The 14553-nt window shown below is 36.2% G+C and carries 14 protein-coding genes and 1 pseudogene; 5 read left to right on the forward strand and 10 right to left on the reverse strand.

Translation table 11 applies throughout. The annotated features are described in order from the left end of the window. Positions 1–135: 135 nt before the first annotated feature. The 5 genes from H6W52_RS00680 to H6W52_RS00700 all read right to left on the reverse strand — a co-directional run bounded on the left by H6W52_RS00680 (position 136) and on the right by H6W52_RS00700 (position 6518). The gene (locus tag H6W52_RS00680) at positions 136–840 is read right to left on the reverse strand and encodes a class I SAM-dependent methyltransferase (RefSeq protein ID WP_116098179.1); all 705 of its coding nucleotides are present in this window, start codon (positions 838–840) and stop codon (positions 136–138) included. 617 nt (positions 841–1457) lie between these two features. Continuing rightward, positions 1458–3050, reverse strand: coding sequence for an MFS transporter (locus H6W52_RS00685; protein WP_116098181.1), 1593 nt, complete (start codon positions 3048–3050; stop codon positions 1458–1460). A gap of 93 nt (positions 3051–3143) precedes the next feature. Further along, positions 3144–4250, reverse strand: coding sequence for an HlyD family secretion protein (locus tag H6W52_RS00690; protein ID WP_116098183.1), 1107 nt, complete (start codon positions 4248–4250; stop codon positions 3144–3146). Positions 4251–4272: 22 nt separating this feature from the next. Further along, the gene (locus H6W52_RS00695) at positions 4273–5583 is read right to left on the reverse strand and encodes a TolC family protein (RefSeq protein ID WP_116098185.1); all 1311 of its coding nucleotides are present in this window, start codon (positions 5581–5583) and stop codon (positions 4273–4275) included. Between the two features lie 89 nt (positions 5584–5672). Next, positions 5673–6518 (reverse strand): helix-turn-helix domain-containing protein, encoded by an 846-nt coding sequence (locus tag H6W52_RS00700; protein WP_116098187.1) that lies wholly within the window; start codon positions 6516–6518, stop codon positions 5673–5675. Between the two features lie 70 nt (positions 6519–6588). On the opposite strand from H6W52_RS00700, the gene H6W52_RS00705 reads away from it, so the two are divergent. Then, positions 6589–7062, forward strand: coding sequence for a DUF962 domain-containing protein (locus tag H6W52_RS00705; RefSeq protein WP_087710910.1), 474 nt, complete (start codon positions 6589–6591; stop codon positions 7060–7062). Positions 7063–7251: 189 nt separating this feature from the next. Here H6W52_RS00705 and H6W52_RS00710 read toward each other — a convergent pair whose 3' ends face one another. Further along, complete coding sequence (locus H6W52_RS00710) at positions 7252–8319, reverse strand: DUF2891 domain-containing protein (RefSeq protein WP_116098189.1); 1068 nt, start codon at positions 8317–8319, stop codon at positions 7252–7254. 175 nt (positions 8320–8494) lie between these two features. Between H6W52_RS00710 and H6W52_RS00715 the strand changes: the two are divergent. Continuing rightward, positions 8495–8638: pseudogene (locus H6W52_RS00715) on the forward strand (GxxExxY protein); the annotation flags it as partial. A gap of 97 nt (positions 8639–8735) precedes the next feature. Here H6W52_RS00715 and H6W52_RS00720 read toward each other — a convergent pair. The 4 genes from H6W52_RS00720 to dnaA all read right to left on the reverse strand — a co-directional run bounded on the left by H6W52_RS00720 (position 8736) and on the right by dnaA (position 11942). Next, positions 8736–9434, reverse strand: coding sequence for an SAM-dependent methyltransferase (locus tag H6W52_RS00720; protein ID WP_116098191.1), 699 nt, complete (start codon positions 9432–9434; stop codon positions 8736–8738). 4 nt (positions 9435–9438) lie between these two features. After that, on the reverse strand, positions 9439–9939 hold the full coding sequence (locus H6W52_RS00725) for a nuclear transport factor 2 family protein (RefSeq protein ID WP_116098193.1): 501 nt from the start codon (positions 9937–9939) through the stop codon (positions 9439–9441). Positions 9940–9941: 2 nt separating this feature from the next. Continuing rightward, the gene (locus tag H6W52_RS00730; RefSeq protein WP_116098195.1) at positions 9942–10391 is read right to left on the reverse strand and encodes a low molecular weight protein-tyrosine-phosphatase; all 450 of its coding nucleotides are present in this window, start codon (positions 10389–10391) and stop codon (positions 9942–9944) included. A gap of 96 nt (positions 10392–10487) precedes the next feature. Next, the gene (gene dnaA, locus H6W52_RS00735; protein ID WP_076393394.1) at positions 10488–11942 is read right to left on the reverse strand and encodes a chromosomal replication initiator protein DnaA; all 1455 of its coding nucleotides are present in this window, start codon (positions 11940–11942) and stop codon (positions 10488–10490) included. Positions 11943–12080: 138 nt separating this feature from the next. Here dnaA and H6W52_RS00740 point away from each other — a divergent pair, with 138 nt between their 5' ends. The 3 genes from H6W52_RS00740 (at position 12081) to H6W52_RS00750 (ending at position 14502) form a co-directional block, all read left to right on the forward strand. Next, the gene (locus H6W52_RS00740; protein ID WP_116098197.1) at positions 12081–12491 is read left to right on the forward strand and encodes an acyl-CoA thioesterase; all 411 of its coding nucleotides are present in this window, start codon (positions 12081–12083) and stop codon (positions 12489–12491) included. A 102-nt stretch (positions 12492–12593) separates the two neighbouring features. After that, positions 12594–13442, forward strand: a complete 849-nt coding sequence (gene pheA, locus H6W52_RS00745; RefSeq protein ID WP_116098199.1) for a prephenate dehydratase — start codon at positions 12594–12596, stop codon at positions 13440–13442. A 325-nt stretch (positions 13443–13767) separates the two neighbouring features. Then, positions 13768–14502, forward strand: coding sequence for a hypothetical protein (locus H6W52_RS00750; RefSeq protein WP_116098201.1), 735 nt, complete (start codon positions 13768–13770; stop codon positions 14500–14502). The last annotated feature ends 51 nt before the right edge of the window (positions 14503–14553 follow it).

The raw sequence follows: 14553 nt of genomic DNA on the forward strand, positions 1-14553 counted from the left end.
TATAAATAAATCTTAATGTTACAAATTTTAACCATTAAGATTCTGTTAAGGCTTTAAGAAAAGTTAAGTCTGAATGTTATTTTTTTTAAGTTTGAGATTGCTTCGTCGCTTGCTCCTCACAATGACAAAAACTAATTATTTTTTAGTCAGTTTAGCTAAATAAGAATCCTCTTCCTGCAACACTTTTTCTATTTTAAAACCATTATTCTCTGCTGCATTTTTTAAGGTATTGAAATCCAGATACAGCCATTTTATAGGATCTTCAGATTCTCCTTTATAATGAACAATATAATCCAGTTCGCCGTAATATCCTTCCGCAGGAATGTAAACACCGCCGTCCTCATCTTCATCAAACATATACAGAATATCTGTACTGTCGATTAAAATCTGACCGTTCGGATTTAAAAGCGAATAAAGCTTTTTCAGATAAATATCAATCACATGAAGACTTTGGAAAACTCCCGTTCCGTTCATCAGCAAAAGAATCGTATCAAATGTTTCTCCGGAAAAATGAAGCATATTTTCAGCAACTGCTTTCTTTATACCTCGTAATTGGCAGACTTCAATGGATTTCGGAGAAATATCCAATGCGGTAACATCCAGATTTTTTTCATTCTGAAGATATAAAGCATGAGAACCCGCTCCTGCTCCAATGTCTAATGTTTTTCCTTTTGCAAGTTGCAGAGCTTTTTGCTCGATTGCATTCATTCCGTCAAAATCGCGGAACAGATATTTTACAGGAAGTTCATCCAGTTCGGAAATAGAAGTTTCGGTCTGCAGATCTTCAGGATTTTCGTTGTGATAAAAATCCCAAATGGCTTTCCCCATTAAATCTTTCATAGTTTGATATATGGTACAAAGATAAGTTTTTGAAATTTTTAAATGAACATCTGTTGTGAAAAACGCACTTAACCATAAGTCTGTTTAAACTTTTATTTAACCGCAAAAGGTGCAAAAGATCTACTAAATTTTTTATTTAAAGTTGATCATTATAAATGAAAAGGGTCACAATAGTTTTTAAAAATCTTTGATTTTTATTTTTTTGAGCACTTTGATTATTCTGGAAATTCGCTTTAACATTATCTTTTGTCCCTTTTGTGGTTAATTCTGAAATTAGTTTATCACAAGTTTTAATTCTAAAATTAACATTCGAAATTTTTGACTTTAAATTTTTAAACCATAAGTCTGTTTAAACTTTATTTAACCGCAAAAGGTGCAAAAGATCTACTAAATTTTTTATTTCAAGTTGATGAAAAAGGTCACAATAGTTTTTAAAAATCTTTGATTTTTATTCTTTTGAGCACTTTGATTATTCTGGAAATTCTCTTTAACATTATCATTTGTCCCTTTTGCGGTTAATTCTGAAATTAGTTTAAACAAGTTTCATTCTCAAAACGCAAAGCCCCACTTTACAATTAAAATGGAGCTTTGACTCAGTAAATGAAAAACAAGGTTCTTTACATCGCAGGACCTGCTGCGTCTTTTATTTCTTCGGATAATCTTTTTCTTTCCAAAAGTCTTCTTCTGGCAATTACAGATTTTCCGCTTAACACTTTTATAAATCTTGTCGATACAAAACGCTCTCTTCCAAAATGATGCGTAAGAATATATCCTAAAATTCCGAAACCTGCAATAACGATATATCCGAAAATCTTTTTATTGGCAGCAATAATGGCATTGAGCTGAATACCTTTCAGATTGGCAGCCACACTTTGTGAACTCACCGTTAATCCATCCATATAAACCGCCAGATTTCCTAAACTTTCCACCTGAAAACGGTACTGAAACCATGAAAATACCGCCGAAAAGAAACCGATCGTAAGAAAAGTTCTCCAGACCAAAGCCAATCCGATGGCAGCCATCATATCATCAAGTTCAAGCTTATCAAGCGTGTAATACCAAACGGAAATAAAAAGTACCGTCATCCCAAAACCTTTCAGGAATAAAGGAAGATACCAGTTGTCATAATTAAACTCCAAAACCATCGAGAAATACATAATAACTGAATATCCCAACATCGCTGCAAATCCGGAAAAAATATACATTTTCACAGGTTTGTCCCTTTTAAACCAGATAATCGCCACAATTCCGGCAGCTACTATTCCGGGAATCATCATAAGATTCAGCTTCGCATTGGTTAATTGGTCGTATCCCAAAACTCCGACGGCAAAAATATTCTGTAACGTTGCCGTTGCCATAAACATTCCCAGACAAAGAAGCATAAACAATCCGTGAAGAACATTGCTTTTTGAAAAAACCTTGAAAGATAAATAAGGTCTCTTTAGATGCGTCTGTCTGATCACCAGAAGCGCAAAACTTACAAAAGCGCCAATCGATGCATTAATAATATTTTTAGAATTCAGCCAATCCTGCTGCTTTCCGAAAGCAAAAACATACGCCGAAAACATAAACGTTGCCACAAAAAGCAGAATACTCAGCCAGTCAATATAATGAAGCGGGACTTTTAAAGCAAAATACTGATCGTGCATAAAAATCCACTGTAAAATGGCAAGTCCGAAACACAAAATCGAAATCAGCACGAAAAACTGCTGCCAGTTATACAAAACCGAAACTTCTACGGCATAATACCCCGCAATCTGGTTCATAATCAGGATAAATGAATAAAAAACACCGTAAAAAACACCACGGTTCCCGATCATTGCCATAACAGGTAAAAATAATTCGATCGCAACAATCATTTTAAAGAAACCGATCAGAAGAGAACTTCCGATGATTACAGAAGGCTGAAGTGTGGTTGCATTAATGTAATTTAAAATTCCCAAAAGAACCAGAACAACCGTAATTTTATCCCTGATCTTAAACCGCATTTTCAGCCTCAAAACAATCGGCATTGCCGCTCCCATTCCGATCGTGGAAGCATAATTTGCAAAAATATAATTTTCCGAAAGCGCACCGGTTCCGCCCACCATATAACTGATGTTTCCTGTGTAAACACCGCCCAAAGGCATTACGATCGCCAGTAAAAGCACGATCAGTAAAAGCTGGACAGGTTTCGGTACCCAATCTCGGTATAATCCTTTGTTGTACATATTTTAAAATTTGATTTGAAGGCTGAAAGTCTGAAGATGTATGATTTTAAAATACATTAACCTCGGTTTTCCTCATCCTTCTTTCTACTCTCCTTATTTTTTAATCACAATATTCATATTCATTCCTGCGCTCAGCTTTTCGATGTCTTCTTTTTTATTGGAAGGCGTAAACTCAATTCTTACAGGAATTCTCTGCTGAACTTTAATGAAGTTTCCGGTAGAATTATCCGTCGGAATATTAGAATATCTTGAACCTGTAGCCGCAGAAATCGCTGTAACCACTCCTTCAAATTGTTTTCCGCCCAACGCATCGGCTGTCATCATCATTTTTTCTCCTGTTTTTACATTCGGCATCTGACTTTCCAGAAAATTGGCAGTCACCCATTTCTGACCGTTCAAAACAATCGTTGCCACCTGTTGTCCCGGCTGAATCAACTGTCCTTCAGAAATCGTTCTTCTTCCCATCACTCCATCATAAGGCGCGGTAATTACCGTATAAGAAAGATTAATTTTCGCCATATCCAGCGCAGATTTTGTTCGTTTAATTTCCGCATCAATAATCCCGAATTTACTTTTCACTTCCACAGTAGAAAGATTCGCCGACTGTTTCTGGTTGATTAAAGTCTGATACGCCGCTTTTTGTGCATCATACTCCGTTTTTACCTGATCGTACTGCTGTCTCGTCACCGCCTCGGAAGCCAGAAGATTTTTGTAACGGTTTAAATTCTGCTCTGCATTCCAGAGTCTTGCTTTTGCTCCGGCAATATTAGATTCCATTACATTCACGTTATTAGAAACCGTATTCACAGACGAACTAGTTGCCGCTCTTTGCGCCAAAGCATTCTGATACGCTGCTTCCGCCTGTCCGATCTGGGTTAAAATTTCGCGGTCATCCAATACAACAAGCGTATCTCCTTTTTTAACCTTTTGATGCTCAATGAATTTTATCTCTTTGATGTAAGCTGAAACTCTTGTATTGATAGGGTTGATAAATTCCTCAACCTGAGCCGCTTCCGTATAGGTTTTATCACCGATGTGAAAATATTGCGCAATCAGCCAGTACAATCCAAAACCAATCACGGCAAAAACCACGATATTGGAAATGACAGCTTTGATTCTGTTTTTCTTTCGTTCTTTTTTATTGGCTGCTGCTCCTGAATTGGCAGAAGCCTGAGTTGTATTTTGTTCCTTGTTTTCCATTTTGTTTTTCAAATTTTAAATATTAAAGTGTTCCGGTAGATTTTAAAAGATTGTAATACTGATACAGCACATTGATTTCTCCATTCGCATAATCAAGCTCCGACTGTAATTTCTGATTTTGCGCGTCGATCATTTCCGCCTGTACCGCCAACTGATTCAGATATTTAGCTTCGGTAATTTTGTAGTTTTCTTCTGCTAATTTTTTAGCATCATTTAAAATTTCCGCCTGCTGAATCGATTCCTGATATTTGGTATATGCCGCATTTACAGCCATATCAATATTCTGCTGCGTTAAAGTCATCGCATCATTTGCCTGCGTTTTCTGCAGCTCTCCCAGCTTCACTTTTTTTTTGGTTTTAAAAAGATTATCAATATTGTAACTTAATGAAATCCCCGTTTGCCAACCACCGGAATACATATCCAGAACAGGATTTCTTGTAGTAATCGGTCTTTGCAGAGAATATCCTCCGAAACCTGAAATCGTAGGCATTCTGTCGGTTTTAATAATTTCAATATTTTTGTCGGCAACATCAATATTTGTTTTCGCAGATTTCAGCAAAGGATTGCTGTCATGAGCGAGATTTACATAATACTCGATCCCGATTCCCGATTCTTTGTTCTGCAAACTTTCTACAGGAACAATTTCCGTATCAGTGGGTAATCCTAAAGCAATGCTTAAATTATAATTCAGAATTTTTTTATTGTTTTTTAACGTTAAAATACCCTGATCTAAATTTTTGATTGCCAGTTCACCACGAATGACCTCATTTCTCGTCACCATTCCCTGCTGATAAAATTTCTGAATATTTTTCAGTCTTTCCTGAGCCAGTTTTTTATTGTTCTGAAAAACTGCTTCCTGATTTAAAATTTTATAAATATCCAGATAATTTGAAATGACCAGAAGTTTCACGTCTTGTTTGTTCTTTTCCAGATCCAGTTTGGAAAGCTGCTCACGAAGTCCCGCCATTTCAATAGACTTGTTCACCAATCCACCTTTAAAAATAAGCTGTGTTGCCTGAACCGCATACGAACTTCCGTAGTGCGGCATCGGAACATTTGTGGAATTTGAGAAATCTTTGTCGATAGCAACGGCATCGCCTAAGTAGAACTGACTGGTAGAAGCCGTAATGTTCGGCAGTTTCTGTAGTTTTACCACTTCCGTGTTCTGTCTGGCAATGTCGATATTCTGTGCCGAAACTTTCAGTTGCTGATGATTCTGCACCGCGAGTTCGGCAACTTCGTCTGCAGTGAGCTGCTTTATTTCCTGTGAAAAAAACAGCGCAGGAAATAAGGCTATCACGAGTGATAGCGCTGTTTTTATGTTCTTAACCATTTTACCTTGTTTTACGGATACAAAGGTACGGCAGCAACAAACTCAAAAAAATGTTTAAGAATTGGAAAAAGATGTTCAAATGTAAGATTTTAGTTTTCGAACTGATTTCTGTACTGGGAAGGACTTTCGCCCAGATGTTTTTTAAAAAAGTGTGAAAAAGAATAGGGATCACTAAACCCGAGAATACCGGAAATCTCCGAAACCGGCTTATTTGAAGAGTTCAGTAGCACTTTTGCTTCATTCATCACAATCAGTGAAATAATCTGGCTTGCCGACTTTCCCGTGATGTCTTTCACCACCGCCGAAAGATGTCTGGTTGTAATCGACTGGCGCTGCGCATAGAACTCCACGCTTCGCTCATGGGTATGATGTTGTGTGAGATCATTCAGGAAAATAAAAACAATTTCCTCCTGTCTGGACATCTGGCTCATGGAATTGCTGTCTTCCTTGGAAATAATTCCCGCCATCTGATAACAGAAAACGGAAAAAAGATGTTCAACAATTTCTTTCTTGTAGGTCATTTCTGTCTCAGAATCGAGAATATATTTCAGGAAATTAACACTTTTCCAGACGACTTCCAATTCATCCGGCTCGAAAGGAACACCGATGTTCATCTGCTGCCTGAAATAACGGTATGTAATTAATCTGTTGAATTTCAAAGATAAAGCGGAGATAAATTCACGCTTGTACGAAACCATTCTCGACTGGAAATCATCGCTGATGGAGATCATTTCATACACCGTCTGAGGATCTGTTACCATAAACATATTGGCGGAAAGCTCAAGATCTCGAAAATGCTGTTTCAGCTTAATACTTCCTGTTTTCACAAAGATAAACGCCGGATTATCAGGACGGAACGGTTTATCGACAGAAATTCTCTCGAAAATATTATGTTGCGTAAAAATTTCAACCCCGAATTTTTCTAAGACAGACATAGTACAAATGTAAGCAATCTCTTGAGCGATCACAAAAATTTATTATTTTAGTGTTTTCCAAATTAATGATATGAGAAAAATTGATTTACTATTTGCAGAATACGCCGAAAGCCACAGAAACTCGACCAATAAGCTGATCCACTGGATCTGTGTTCCTTTAATTTTCTGGACAATTTTAGGTTTTATTTCTATCATTCCTTCAAAATCAATTGGCTTCAGGTACATCGGCGAAATCAGCTATATAAGCTTTGCAGCCATCGCTTTAGTGACTATTTTTTACACCAGACTTTCTTTTTTAATCGGTCTGATTATGTTTTTCGTGATGATTTTAATGGAAAGTTTCGCTTATGGAATCAATATCCGTTTTGAAGAAAAATCGTGGATGGTTTATCTCGCTGTTTTTGTAATAACGTGGATTTTTCAGTTTGTAGGACACAAGATTGAAGGCAAAAAACCTTCATTCCTGAAAGATTTACAGTTCCTTTTGGTAGGACCGATCTGGCTGTTGAGTTTTATTCTTAAAAAACTGGGAATCAGATATTAATTGTAATGATTGATGATTGATGATTGATGATTGATGATTGATAACTGGAACGAATGATTGAAGATGGAAGTTGGTTTTCAGGCTATACAACTTCCCTCTTACTGTATTGTGTTTCCAGCAAGAATTATTTCAACCGTTGAAGTCGCGCATATGAAGCTTCCCTCTTACGGCATCAAACTTCTAACCTTATTAATCTTCAAGAGCATAAACGGCAAAACTTGCCAACCAATGATCTCCCCCGTAATTCCCCTGAAAAAGCAATGGCAATCCGTTGTTTAAAAATACATTGGCTGTTTTTTCAAATTTCTGTTTTAAAGGATGATTTGCGGGAAGTGATTTAGCAATTCCTTTCATGCACCACGCCTTCGAAAAAGATAAACCAACCAAATGAACCGTCTGATAATCTGAAAGATCACTCACCACCGGAATTTTTTCAATATTTTCCAGACTTCGTTTTTCATAGAAATTATTTAACCACAGGACAAATTCTTTTTGGGGTAAAAAGCGTCGCATCAGATCTGCAATTTCGAGACTTGGCGAAAAGAAATCCGATCCGTCCGGCTCAAGATAAGCAGGCGTTTTGGTATTGTTCAGATAAAAATACTTTGCCTTTTCAATGAGCTGATTTTCAAAATCTTTATCTCCGGTCGCTCTTGCCCAATCGAGTGCAAAAACCATTGCAAAAGCGGTATTGGGATGAACTCCCGTTCTGTTAGGATAGGTTTGTTTAGGCAAAAAAGTCTTCCAAGAAGCTAAAATTTTATCGGTAAGAGGCTTTAGATTCTCATGCCATACTTTTGCTTTGGGATGATTCCATGTTGCCAGTTCTTCGTCTAATTTCAATAACCAAGCCCATCCGTACGTTCTTTCGAAAGTTCCGGTTAGCTGATATTTGGTGAAATAATCGGCTTCTGTCTGTAAATTTTCTTTTGTAAATGAATTGTCGAGAATGTTTTCAATGTCTTTTGCCACCGAAAGATCCGGTTTTGTTTTCAGCAGCCGAAGCAGCATCCAGTGTCCGTGAACAGAGCTGTGCCAGTCGAAGCAGCCATAAAAACTGGGATGAAGATCTTTAGGACTTAAAGAAACTTCTTTTTCGTTATTGATAATATGAGCTGTTTTGTTCGGATATTCCTGATTGATGCAGTGAAGCGGCTTTTCAGATAATCTCACCGCCATTTCATCGGTAAGTTTCGGAATTTCCTGACCAAACATCATAAACGGTAAAAAAATGATGGCTAAAAGACTCTTTTTCATTCATTAAAAATATAAAATAAATTCAATTTTTCATTTGCGATCAGGCTAAAAATAGAAATTCACAAATTATCTTCAATTATTTTAAATATTTATTAAAAGCTTTTTACTTATCCTTCATAATTCTAGTGCTAAATTTTAACGCAAAGTTTACAAATACTTAACGCTTTTAAGCTTAAAATCTGTAAAAAATCTTGAAGAAATTCATTATAAGCAATTGCAGACTTATTTGAAACTTTCAGATAAAAGACTCGGATTATTAATTAATTTTAATACTACGAATATTTTAGATGGAATTAAAAGAGTAGTCAATAAGTTATAATTTTCTCTCCCGCAGATTTTGCAAATTAAACAGATCAAGTTTATACTAAAAAATCTGCATGATCAGTAAAATCTGCGAAAGATTATAAAAACCTTCTCTATTTTCCCAAAACAAACACTGCCGGAATTTTATGGAGTTCCGGTTTTTGCTTCTGCCACTCTTTTATGGTTTTTGTTTTAATAAATTCCTGTTCAGCATCGTTGATATTGGCGGCGATGCAAAGCTTTGTGTTTGGTGATAAAAACTTAGTCAGATCTTCAAAAAGGGCGTTGTTTCTGTAAGGCGTTTCCATAAAAATCTGCGAATATCCTGTCTTCTGAACCAGACTTTCTAGCTGAAGAATCTGCTTCTTCTTTTCACTTTTATCAATCGGAAGATAGCCGTTGAAGGTGAATTCCTGACCGTTAAAGCCACTGGAAATTAGTGCTAAAATAATCGATGAAGGTCCTGAAATCGGGATAACACGGATGTTTTTCTCATGACACCATTTTACCATGAGGTTTCCAGGATCTGCAATGCACGGAAGTCCTGCTTCGGAAAGCAATCCGAAATCCTGACCTTTTAACATCAGTTGCTGCGCTTCTTTAATATCTGCATTTTCTGTGTATTTATCCAGCAAAAAAAATTTCAGCTCCGACTGTTTTTTTTCGGGAGCGAAAAATTTAACCACTTTTCTGGCAGTTTTTTCATTTTCCACGAAGAAGTAATCGGTCTGCATGATATACTCTTTAATCACTGGTGAAAAATGCGTAATAGAGGTGTTTTCCGAAAGATAAGCAGGAAGTAAAAAAAGCATGATTTTATTTTTTTGTTCTTTCTTTTAAAGAAGGTTGTGGGTAATATTTTGTAAGATCCATGGAAAAAGAAACGGAAGTAATTTTCCATTTGCCGTCGGTTTTCATTAAAGTCCAGATTTCTTTTCCCCAGTTCAGCATTTTGCCGTCATGCCAGAAACTGTAATCGAAATTAGCGGAAGCAATAGATCCGTCTTCGATAATTTTCACATTATCAAATTTTTCCTCAGATTTATTGTCTTTAAAACTTTTAATGAAGGCTTTGTAATTATCTGTAAAATAAATTTTTTCGTCGGGATATTCTGTTATCACTTTTTTGTAGGTACGATCTGTATATACTCCCGTCCAGAGAACCGGATCCTGAAAAAGCGATACAAACTTTGCCTCATCTCTGGTTTTAATGCAGTTCATAAAATCATCCATCATGGTACGGATGGCGATTTCATCTTTTGTCTGGGCAAAAACAAAACTGCTGCAAAAAATAAAAAGGACGAAAAATTTCTTCATAATTATTTTGAAATTTTATTTAAAACAGCATCGCAGCCACGATCCAGCAAATGATAGACGTCTTCAAATTCCTGCATATCTCCCCAATAAGGATCGGGAACTTCAGCATTTTCATGATCGCCCAAAACTTCAAGAAATAAAGACACTTTTTTTCGCTGTTCTTCATTTTTAGCTTTAGAAACCACATCAGCCAAAACATCCACATCCATGCAGTAGATTTTATCAAATGTTTCAAAATCTGCAGACGTTATTGGTCTGGATCTCTGTTTCGAAATATCAATTCCGTGGTTTGAAGCGGTTTTAATGGCTCTTTTGTCGGGATGATTTCCTTCGTGCATAGAAATGGTTCCGGCAGAATCTATTACAAAATATTCAGGAGCCTTTGCTTTCATAATTCCTTCTGCTAAAGGACTTCTGCAAATGTTTCCCAGACATACCATTAATATTTTCATCTCAGTCTCAGTTTTTAATGTTTCAGGTAACAAAACTAAATAAAAAATGAAGAATAAAATTATTCTCCATTTTCTTTATTTAATTTAAATTATTTCTTACTGTTTAATTCTTTCTCCCAATTCCTTCACATACTTTTTAACTTCTTTGTCGATCTTGGAAACATCTTTGATGGTATCACAAGCGTACATTACCGTAGAATGGTCTTTTCCGCCCATTTCCTCACCGATCTTTGTGAAAGTGGCATTGGTTAGCTCTTTAGAAAAATACATCGCCAATTGTCTTGGAAGTGCAATTTCTCTTTTTCTTGTTTTGGATAAAAGCTGTTCTTTTTTGATTCCGAAATAATCGCAAACCACTTCCTGAATATAAGGAATGTTGATGACTTTTTTCTGGTTGGATGCAATCTTATTAATGGTATCCTTCAGTAAAGTTAAGCTCAGATCCTGCTTATAAATGGTAGAGTAAGCAATAACCGAATTGATGATTCCGATAAGCTCTCTTACGTTTGTTTTTGCTTCCGCAGCAAGGAAATCCAGCATATCATCCGGAAGAACGATTCCGTCTCTGCTTAATTTATCGATAATGATCTGCTTTCTTGTTGAAATATCCGGAGATTTGATCTCTGCAGAAAGTCCCCATTTGAATCGGGAAACAATCCTGTCCTGAATATCCAGAATATCTGCCGGAGCTTTATCTGAAGTTAAGATAATCTGCTTTCCGTTCTGATGCAAATGATCGAAAATGTGGAAGAAACTATCCTGTGTTGCAGATTTACCGGAAAGGAACTGAATATCATCAATGATTAAAACATCAACCATCTGATAAAAATTCGCAAATTCAGTCTGCTTATGTGCTTTTGCCGCCGAAATAAACTGCTGAATGAATTTTTCGGAAGAAAGATATAATACTACTTTATCCGGAAACTGGCTTTTTACTTCCAGACCTACAGCCTGTCCTAAGTGTGTTTTACCTACACCGTAACCACCGTATAAAAATAATGGGTTGAATGCCGTTGCACCCGGTCTTTTAGCGATAGATCTTGCAACGGTAGCTGCAAATTTATTGCTTTCTCCTTCTACATAATTATCGAAAGAGAAGTCAGATTTTAAGTTGGAATCAATATTTACTTTTCGGATTCCCGGAACCACAAATGGATTCACGATATTGGCAGAAAAACCTTGCGGCATAGTTTCCTGTACTTTCGGAGTAGGTACAGATTTACCTTTCATATTCATGGTAACGGGTCTTTCCAAACCGGCAGGCTTGTTTTCCATTACAGAATACCATAATTTCACTCCTTTTCCTATGTTTTTCTTCAGGGCAGCCGAAAGCAAGGACAGGTAATTATCCTCAATATATTCCTTGTAAAAATCACTCGGTACCATAAGCGTAAGGTTATTTTCAACCAATGAGATCGGCTGAACCTTATCGAATAGTAAATCGAAAGATTTTTCAAGTTTTTTCAGATCAGAATTATCTTCAGCTGCGTTGAGATTATCGCGCATGAACTGAAGGCACTTCTGCCATATCATCATTAAATTTTCATCCATAATTGATGCCCTGATTAATTCTTAGTTGTTAGTACTTTTTGGAAGGACGACAAAGGTCTAATTTTTTTATCTTAAAAAAAAATATTGTGGATATTGATTATTTAAAAATATATTTGTATGTATATAAAGAAGCTTAAAATGATACACACAACACACTCATTAAGAGTACGTTACGGAGAAACAGACCCTATGAAATACGTTTATTACGGCAACTACGCCGAGTATCTGGAAGTTGGAAGAGTGGAGCTTTTCCGAAGCATAGGAATGTCTTATAATGAGATTGAGAATCAAGGAATTTGGCTGCCTGTTTCCGAGTATAAAATTAAGTATTTACGACCTGCTTTTTATGATGAAAAATTAGAAATTCATACGTACGTAAAAAAAATTCCGGGAGTGAGAATTGAATTTGAATATGAAATCTTCAACGAAGAAAATATAAAGATCACAGAAGCTTCTACTACTCTATTCTTTTTGGATGCCAAAACCAACAAAGTGGTGAAGTGTCCGGATTATCTGATGAAACTGATTGAGGAAAACTGGAAGGAATAACACAAACAAAAGCACATACACAGAAGATTAAACTTTTAAAAATACAAATTGAGCGGCTTATATAAATTTCGCTATATTTAAATAAATAATAACAGAGATATAATGAAGATTGCATTTTTGGGACCGCAGGCAAGTTTTACACAGCTTGCAGCCACCCAGCTTTTCCCGAATGAAGAACTTTTACCACAAACCAATATTTTAGACTGCTTTACTGCGGTAGAAGCCGGAGAGGTTGAAAAAGCCGTTGTTCCGCTGGAAAACTCCATCGAAGGAACGGTTTCCATGACGCTGGATTATCTTTATAAAACACCGGATATAAAAATACAGGCTGAAGCCGTAATGCCTATTGCGCATCATCTGATGATTCATCCTAACTGTGATGAAGCAGATATTGAAAAAATATATTCTCATCCGCAGGCTTTAGCGCAGAGTTTTCATTTTCTGGATAAAACATGTAAGGAAATCCCGAAACAGGAGTTTTCTTCCACTGCTGCTGCTGCAAAACACGTTTCTGAACATCCGGACAGAAATCTTGCCGCGGTCGCGAATCAGTTTGCAGCCAATTTATACGGTCTGAAAATTATCCACCGGAACATACAGGATTTTGAACAAAACCATACGAGATTTATTGTTATTTCAAAAAAGCAGGAAACTTATGACAATAAAGATTTGGAAATTTTAGGAGAAAAATCCGGATTGCTGATTACCCTTCCGGAAGATCATGCGGGAGGTCTTCATCAGGTGTTGTCTGTTTTTGCATGGAGAAAGATGAACCTCAGCAAGATAGAATCCAGAACGCTGAAAACAGGTCTGGGAAATTACTTTTTTTACATCAATGTATCCGGAATCTGGGAATCAGCACTTTACAAAAACGCTTTGGAAGAGCTTAAAGCACTGAATGTAGAGGTAGATTTCTTAGGAAATTACAGAGAATATATTCTAACGAGTTAATTTATAAGTACATATTTGTAAATTTTTTAAAATATTTCATATTAAAGAGATTTAATAAGTTATTTTTGGTTGTAAGCAGAAAAAAAACTAACTTTACTATAATTATGTTCATAAAATATTGATTTTCATATTTTTCATAATGTAATATAATTGAAATTTATCTTCAAAAAAAGCAATACAACAGGGTTATAAATGCGTTTTTTTAATAATTTTTCATCAATTGTTGAAAAAAAATAACATTTAACATATTTATTGCATACTATTTGATGTAAATTGAAAATAACTAACTGAGACTAAAACCATTAACTAATTTAAATTTTATAGCATGAAAACTAAAATCTACAGCTTACTTTTAGCGACGATGTCAACTTTAGCTTTTTCTCAAAGTGGATGGGTTGGTATTGGTACTCCGAATCCTCAGGCTAGTCTTGATGTTAACGGAACAATGAAAATCAGACAAACACCTGCTGCTCCCACTCTTCCGGGTTATCAGGTTCTTGCTGTCAATCAGAATACCGGTGGAGACGCTCAGGTCGTACAGGTTTCCCCACAGGTTATTTCAGAGTATGTTATTAATTCGGGAATAAATACTTCGGTATATTCAGCGAAAAAAACTTCAGGAATTACTCTTATTAATATCGGAATCCTGCCTAACGGTTTCAGACCGGTTAACTTTTTAGTGGCAGAAAAAACAACGGGAACCTCATCTCTTTTCTCAGATTCCGATGGTAGTTATACTGCTCCATCTGCGGGAATCTATGCCATTGGCTTTACTTTCAGATACGGAACAGGGCTTCAGTCCGGAGTTCTTACCACACCACCAAGTATTGCGATTTTAAGAAACAGAGCCGGAACAGGAACAATTATCGATACTAGAGAATTCAGCGGGATCAATCTGGGATTGGTGAGCTTAACAATTTCTGAAGGAAGCATTAATTCTTTATACCCTCTTCAGGCAGGAGATAAAATATCTTTCGGACTTACAAATAATTCTGTGCTGGATTTAGGTTTATTAGGTTCAAGCACTGGTTCATTCTATATTTATAAAGTATCCAATTAATTTTTTTATAGTTCAAATATTACTTTAGAATTAATCCGCCATATCATCTGT

This window comes from Chryseobacterium sp. C2(2020), from assembly GCF_014218915.1.
GTDB classification, from domain to species: Bacteria; Bacteroidota; Bacteroidia; order Flavobacteriales; family Weeksellaceae; genus Chryseobacterium; species Chryseobacterium mucoviscidosis.

Excerpts from the sequence above, each read along its gene's own strand:
- H6W52_RS00690 (WP_116098183.1), bottom strand. The coding sequence starts at position 4,250 with ATGGAAAACAAGGAACAAAATACAACTCAGGCTTCTGCCAATTCAGGA.
- H6W52_RS00700 (WP_116098187.1), bottom strand. The coding sequence starts at position 6,518 with ATGTCTGTCTTAGAAAAATTCGGGGTTGAAATTTTTACGCAACATAAT.
- H6W52_RS00750 (WP_116098201.1), top strand. The coding sequence starts at position 13,768 with ATGAAAACTAAAATCTACAGCTTACTTTTAGCGACGATGTCAACTTTA.
- dnaA (WP_076393394.1), bottom strand. The coding sequence starts at position 11,942 with ATGGATGAAAATTTAATGATGATATGGCAGAAGTGCCTTCAGTTCATG.
- H6W52_RS00725 (WP_116098193.1), bottom strand. The coding sequence starts at position 9,939 with ATGAAGAAATTTTTCGTCCTTTTTATTTTTTGCAGCAGTTTTGTTTTT.
- H6W52_RS00695 (WP_116098185.1), bottom strand. The coding sequence starts at position 5,583 with ATGGTTAAGAACATAAAAACAGCGCTATCACTCGTGATAGCCTTATTT.
- H6W52_RS00740 (WP_116098197.1), top strand. The coding sequence starts at position 12,081 with ATGATACACACAACACACTCATTAAGAGTACGTTACGGAGAAACAGAC.
- H6W52_RS00680 (WP_116098179.1), bottom strand. The coding sequence starts at position 840 with ATGAAAGATTTAATGGGGAAAGCCATTTGGGATTTTTATCACAACGAA.
- H6W52_RS00730 (WP_116098195.1), bottom strand. The coding sequence starts at position 10,391 with ATGAAAATATTAATGGTATGTCTGGGAAACATTTGCAGAAGTCCTTTA.
- H6W52_RS00705 (WP_087710910.1), top strand. The coding sequence starts at position 6,589 with ATGAGAAAAATTGATTTACTATTTGCAGAATACGCCGAAAGCCACAGA.
- pheA (WP_116098199.1), top strand. The coding sequence starts at position 12,594 with ATGAAGATTGCATTTTTGGGACCGCAGGCAAGTTTTACACAGCTTGCA.
- H6W52_RS00685 (WP_116098181.1), bottom strand. The coding sequence starts at position 3,050 with ATGTACAACAAAGGATTATACCGAGATTGGGTACCGAAACCTGTCCAG.
- H6W52_RS00710 (WP_116098189.1), bottom strand. The coding sequence starts at position 8,319 with ATGAAAAAGAGTCTTTTAGCCATCATTTTTTTACCGTTTATGATGTTT.
- H6W52_RS00720 (WP_116098191.1), bottom strand. The coding sequence starts at position 9,434 with ATGCTTTTTTTACTTCCTGCTTATCTTTCGGAAAACACCTCTATTACG.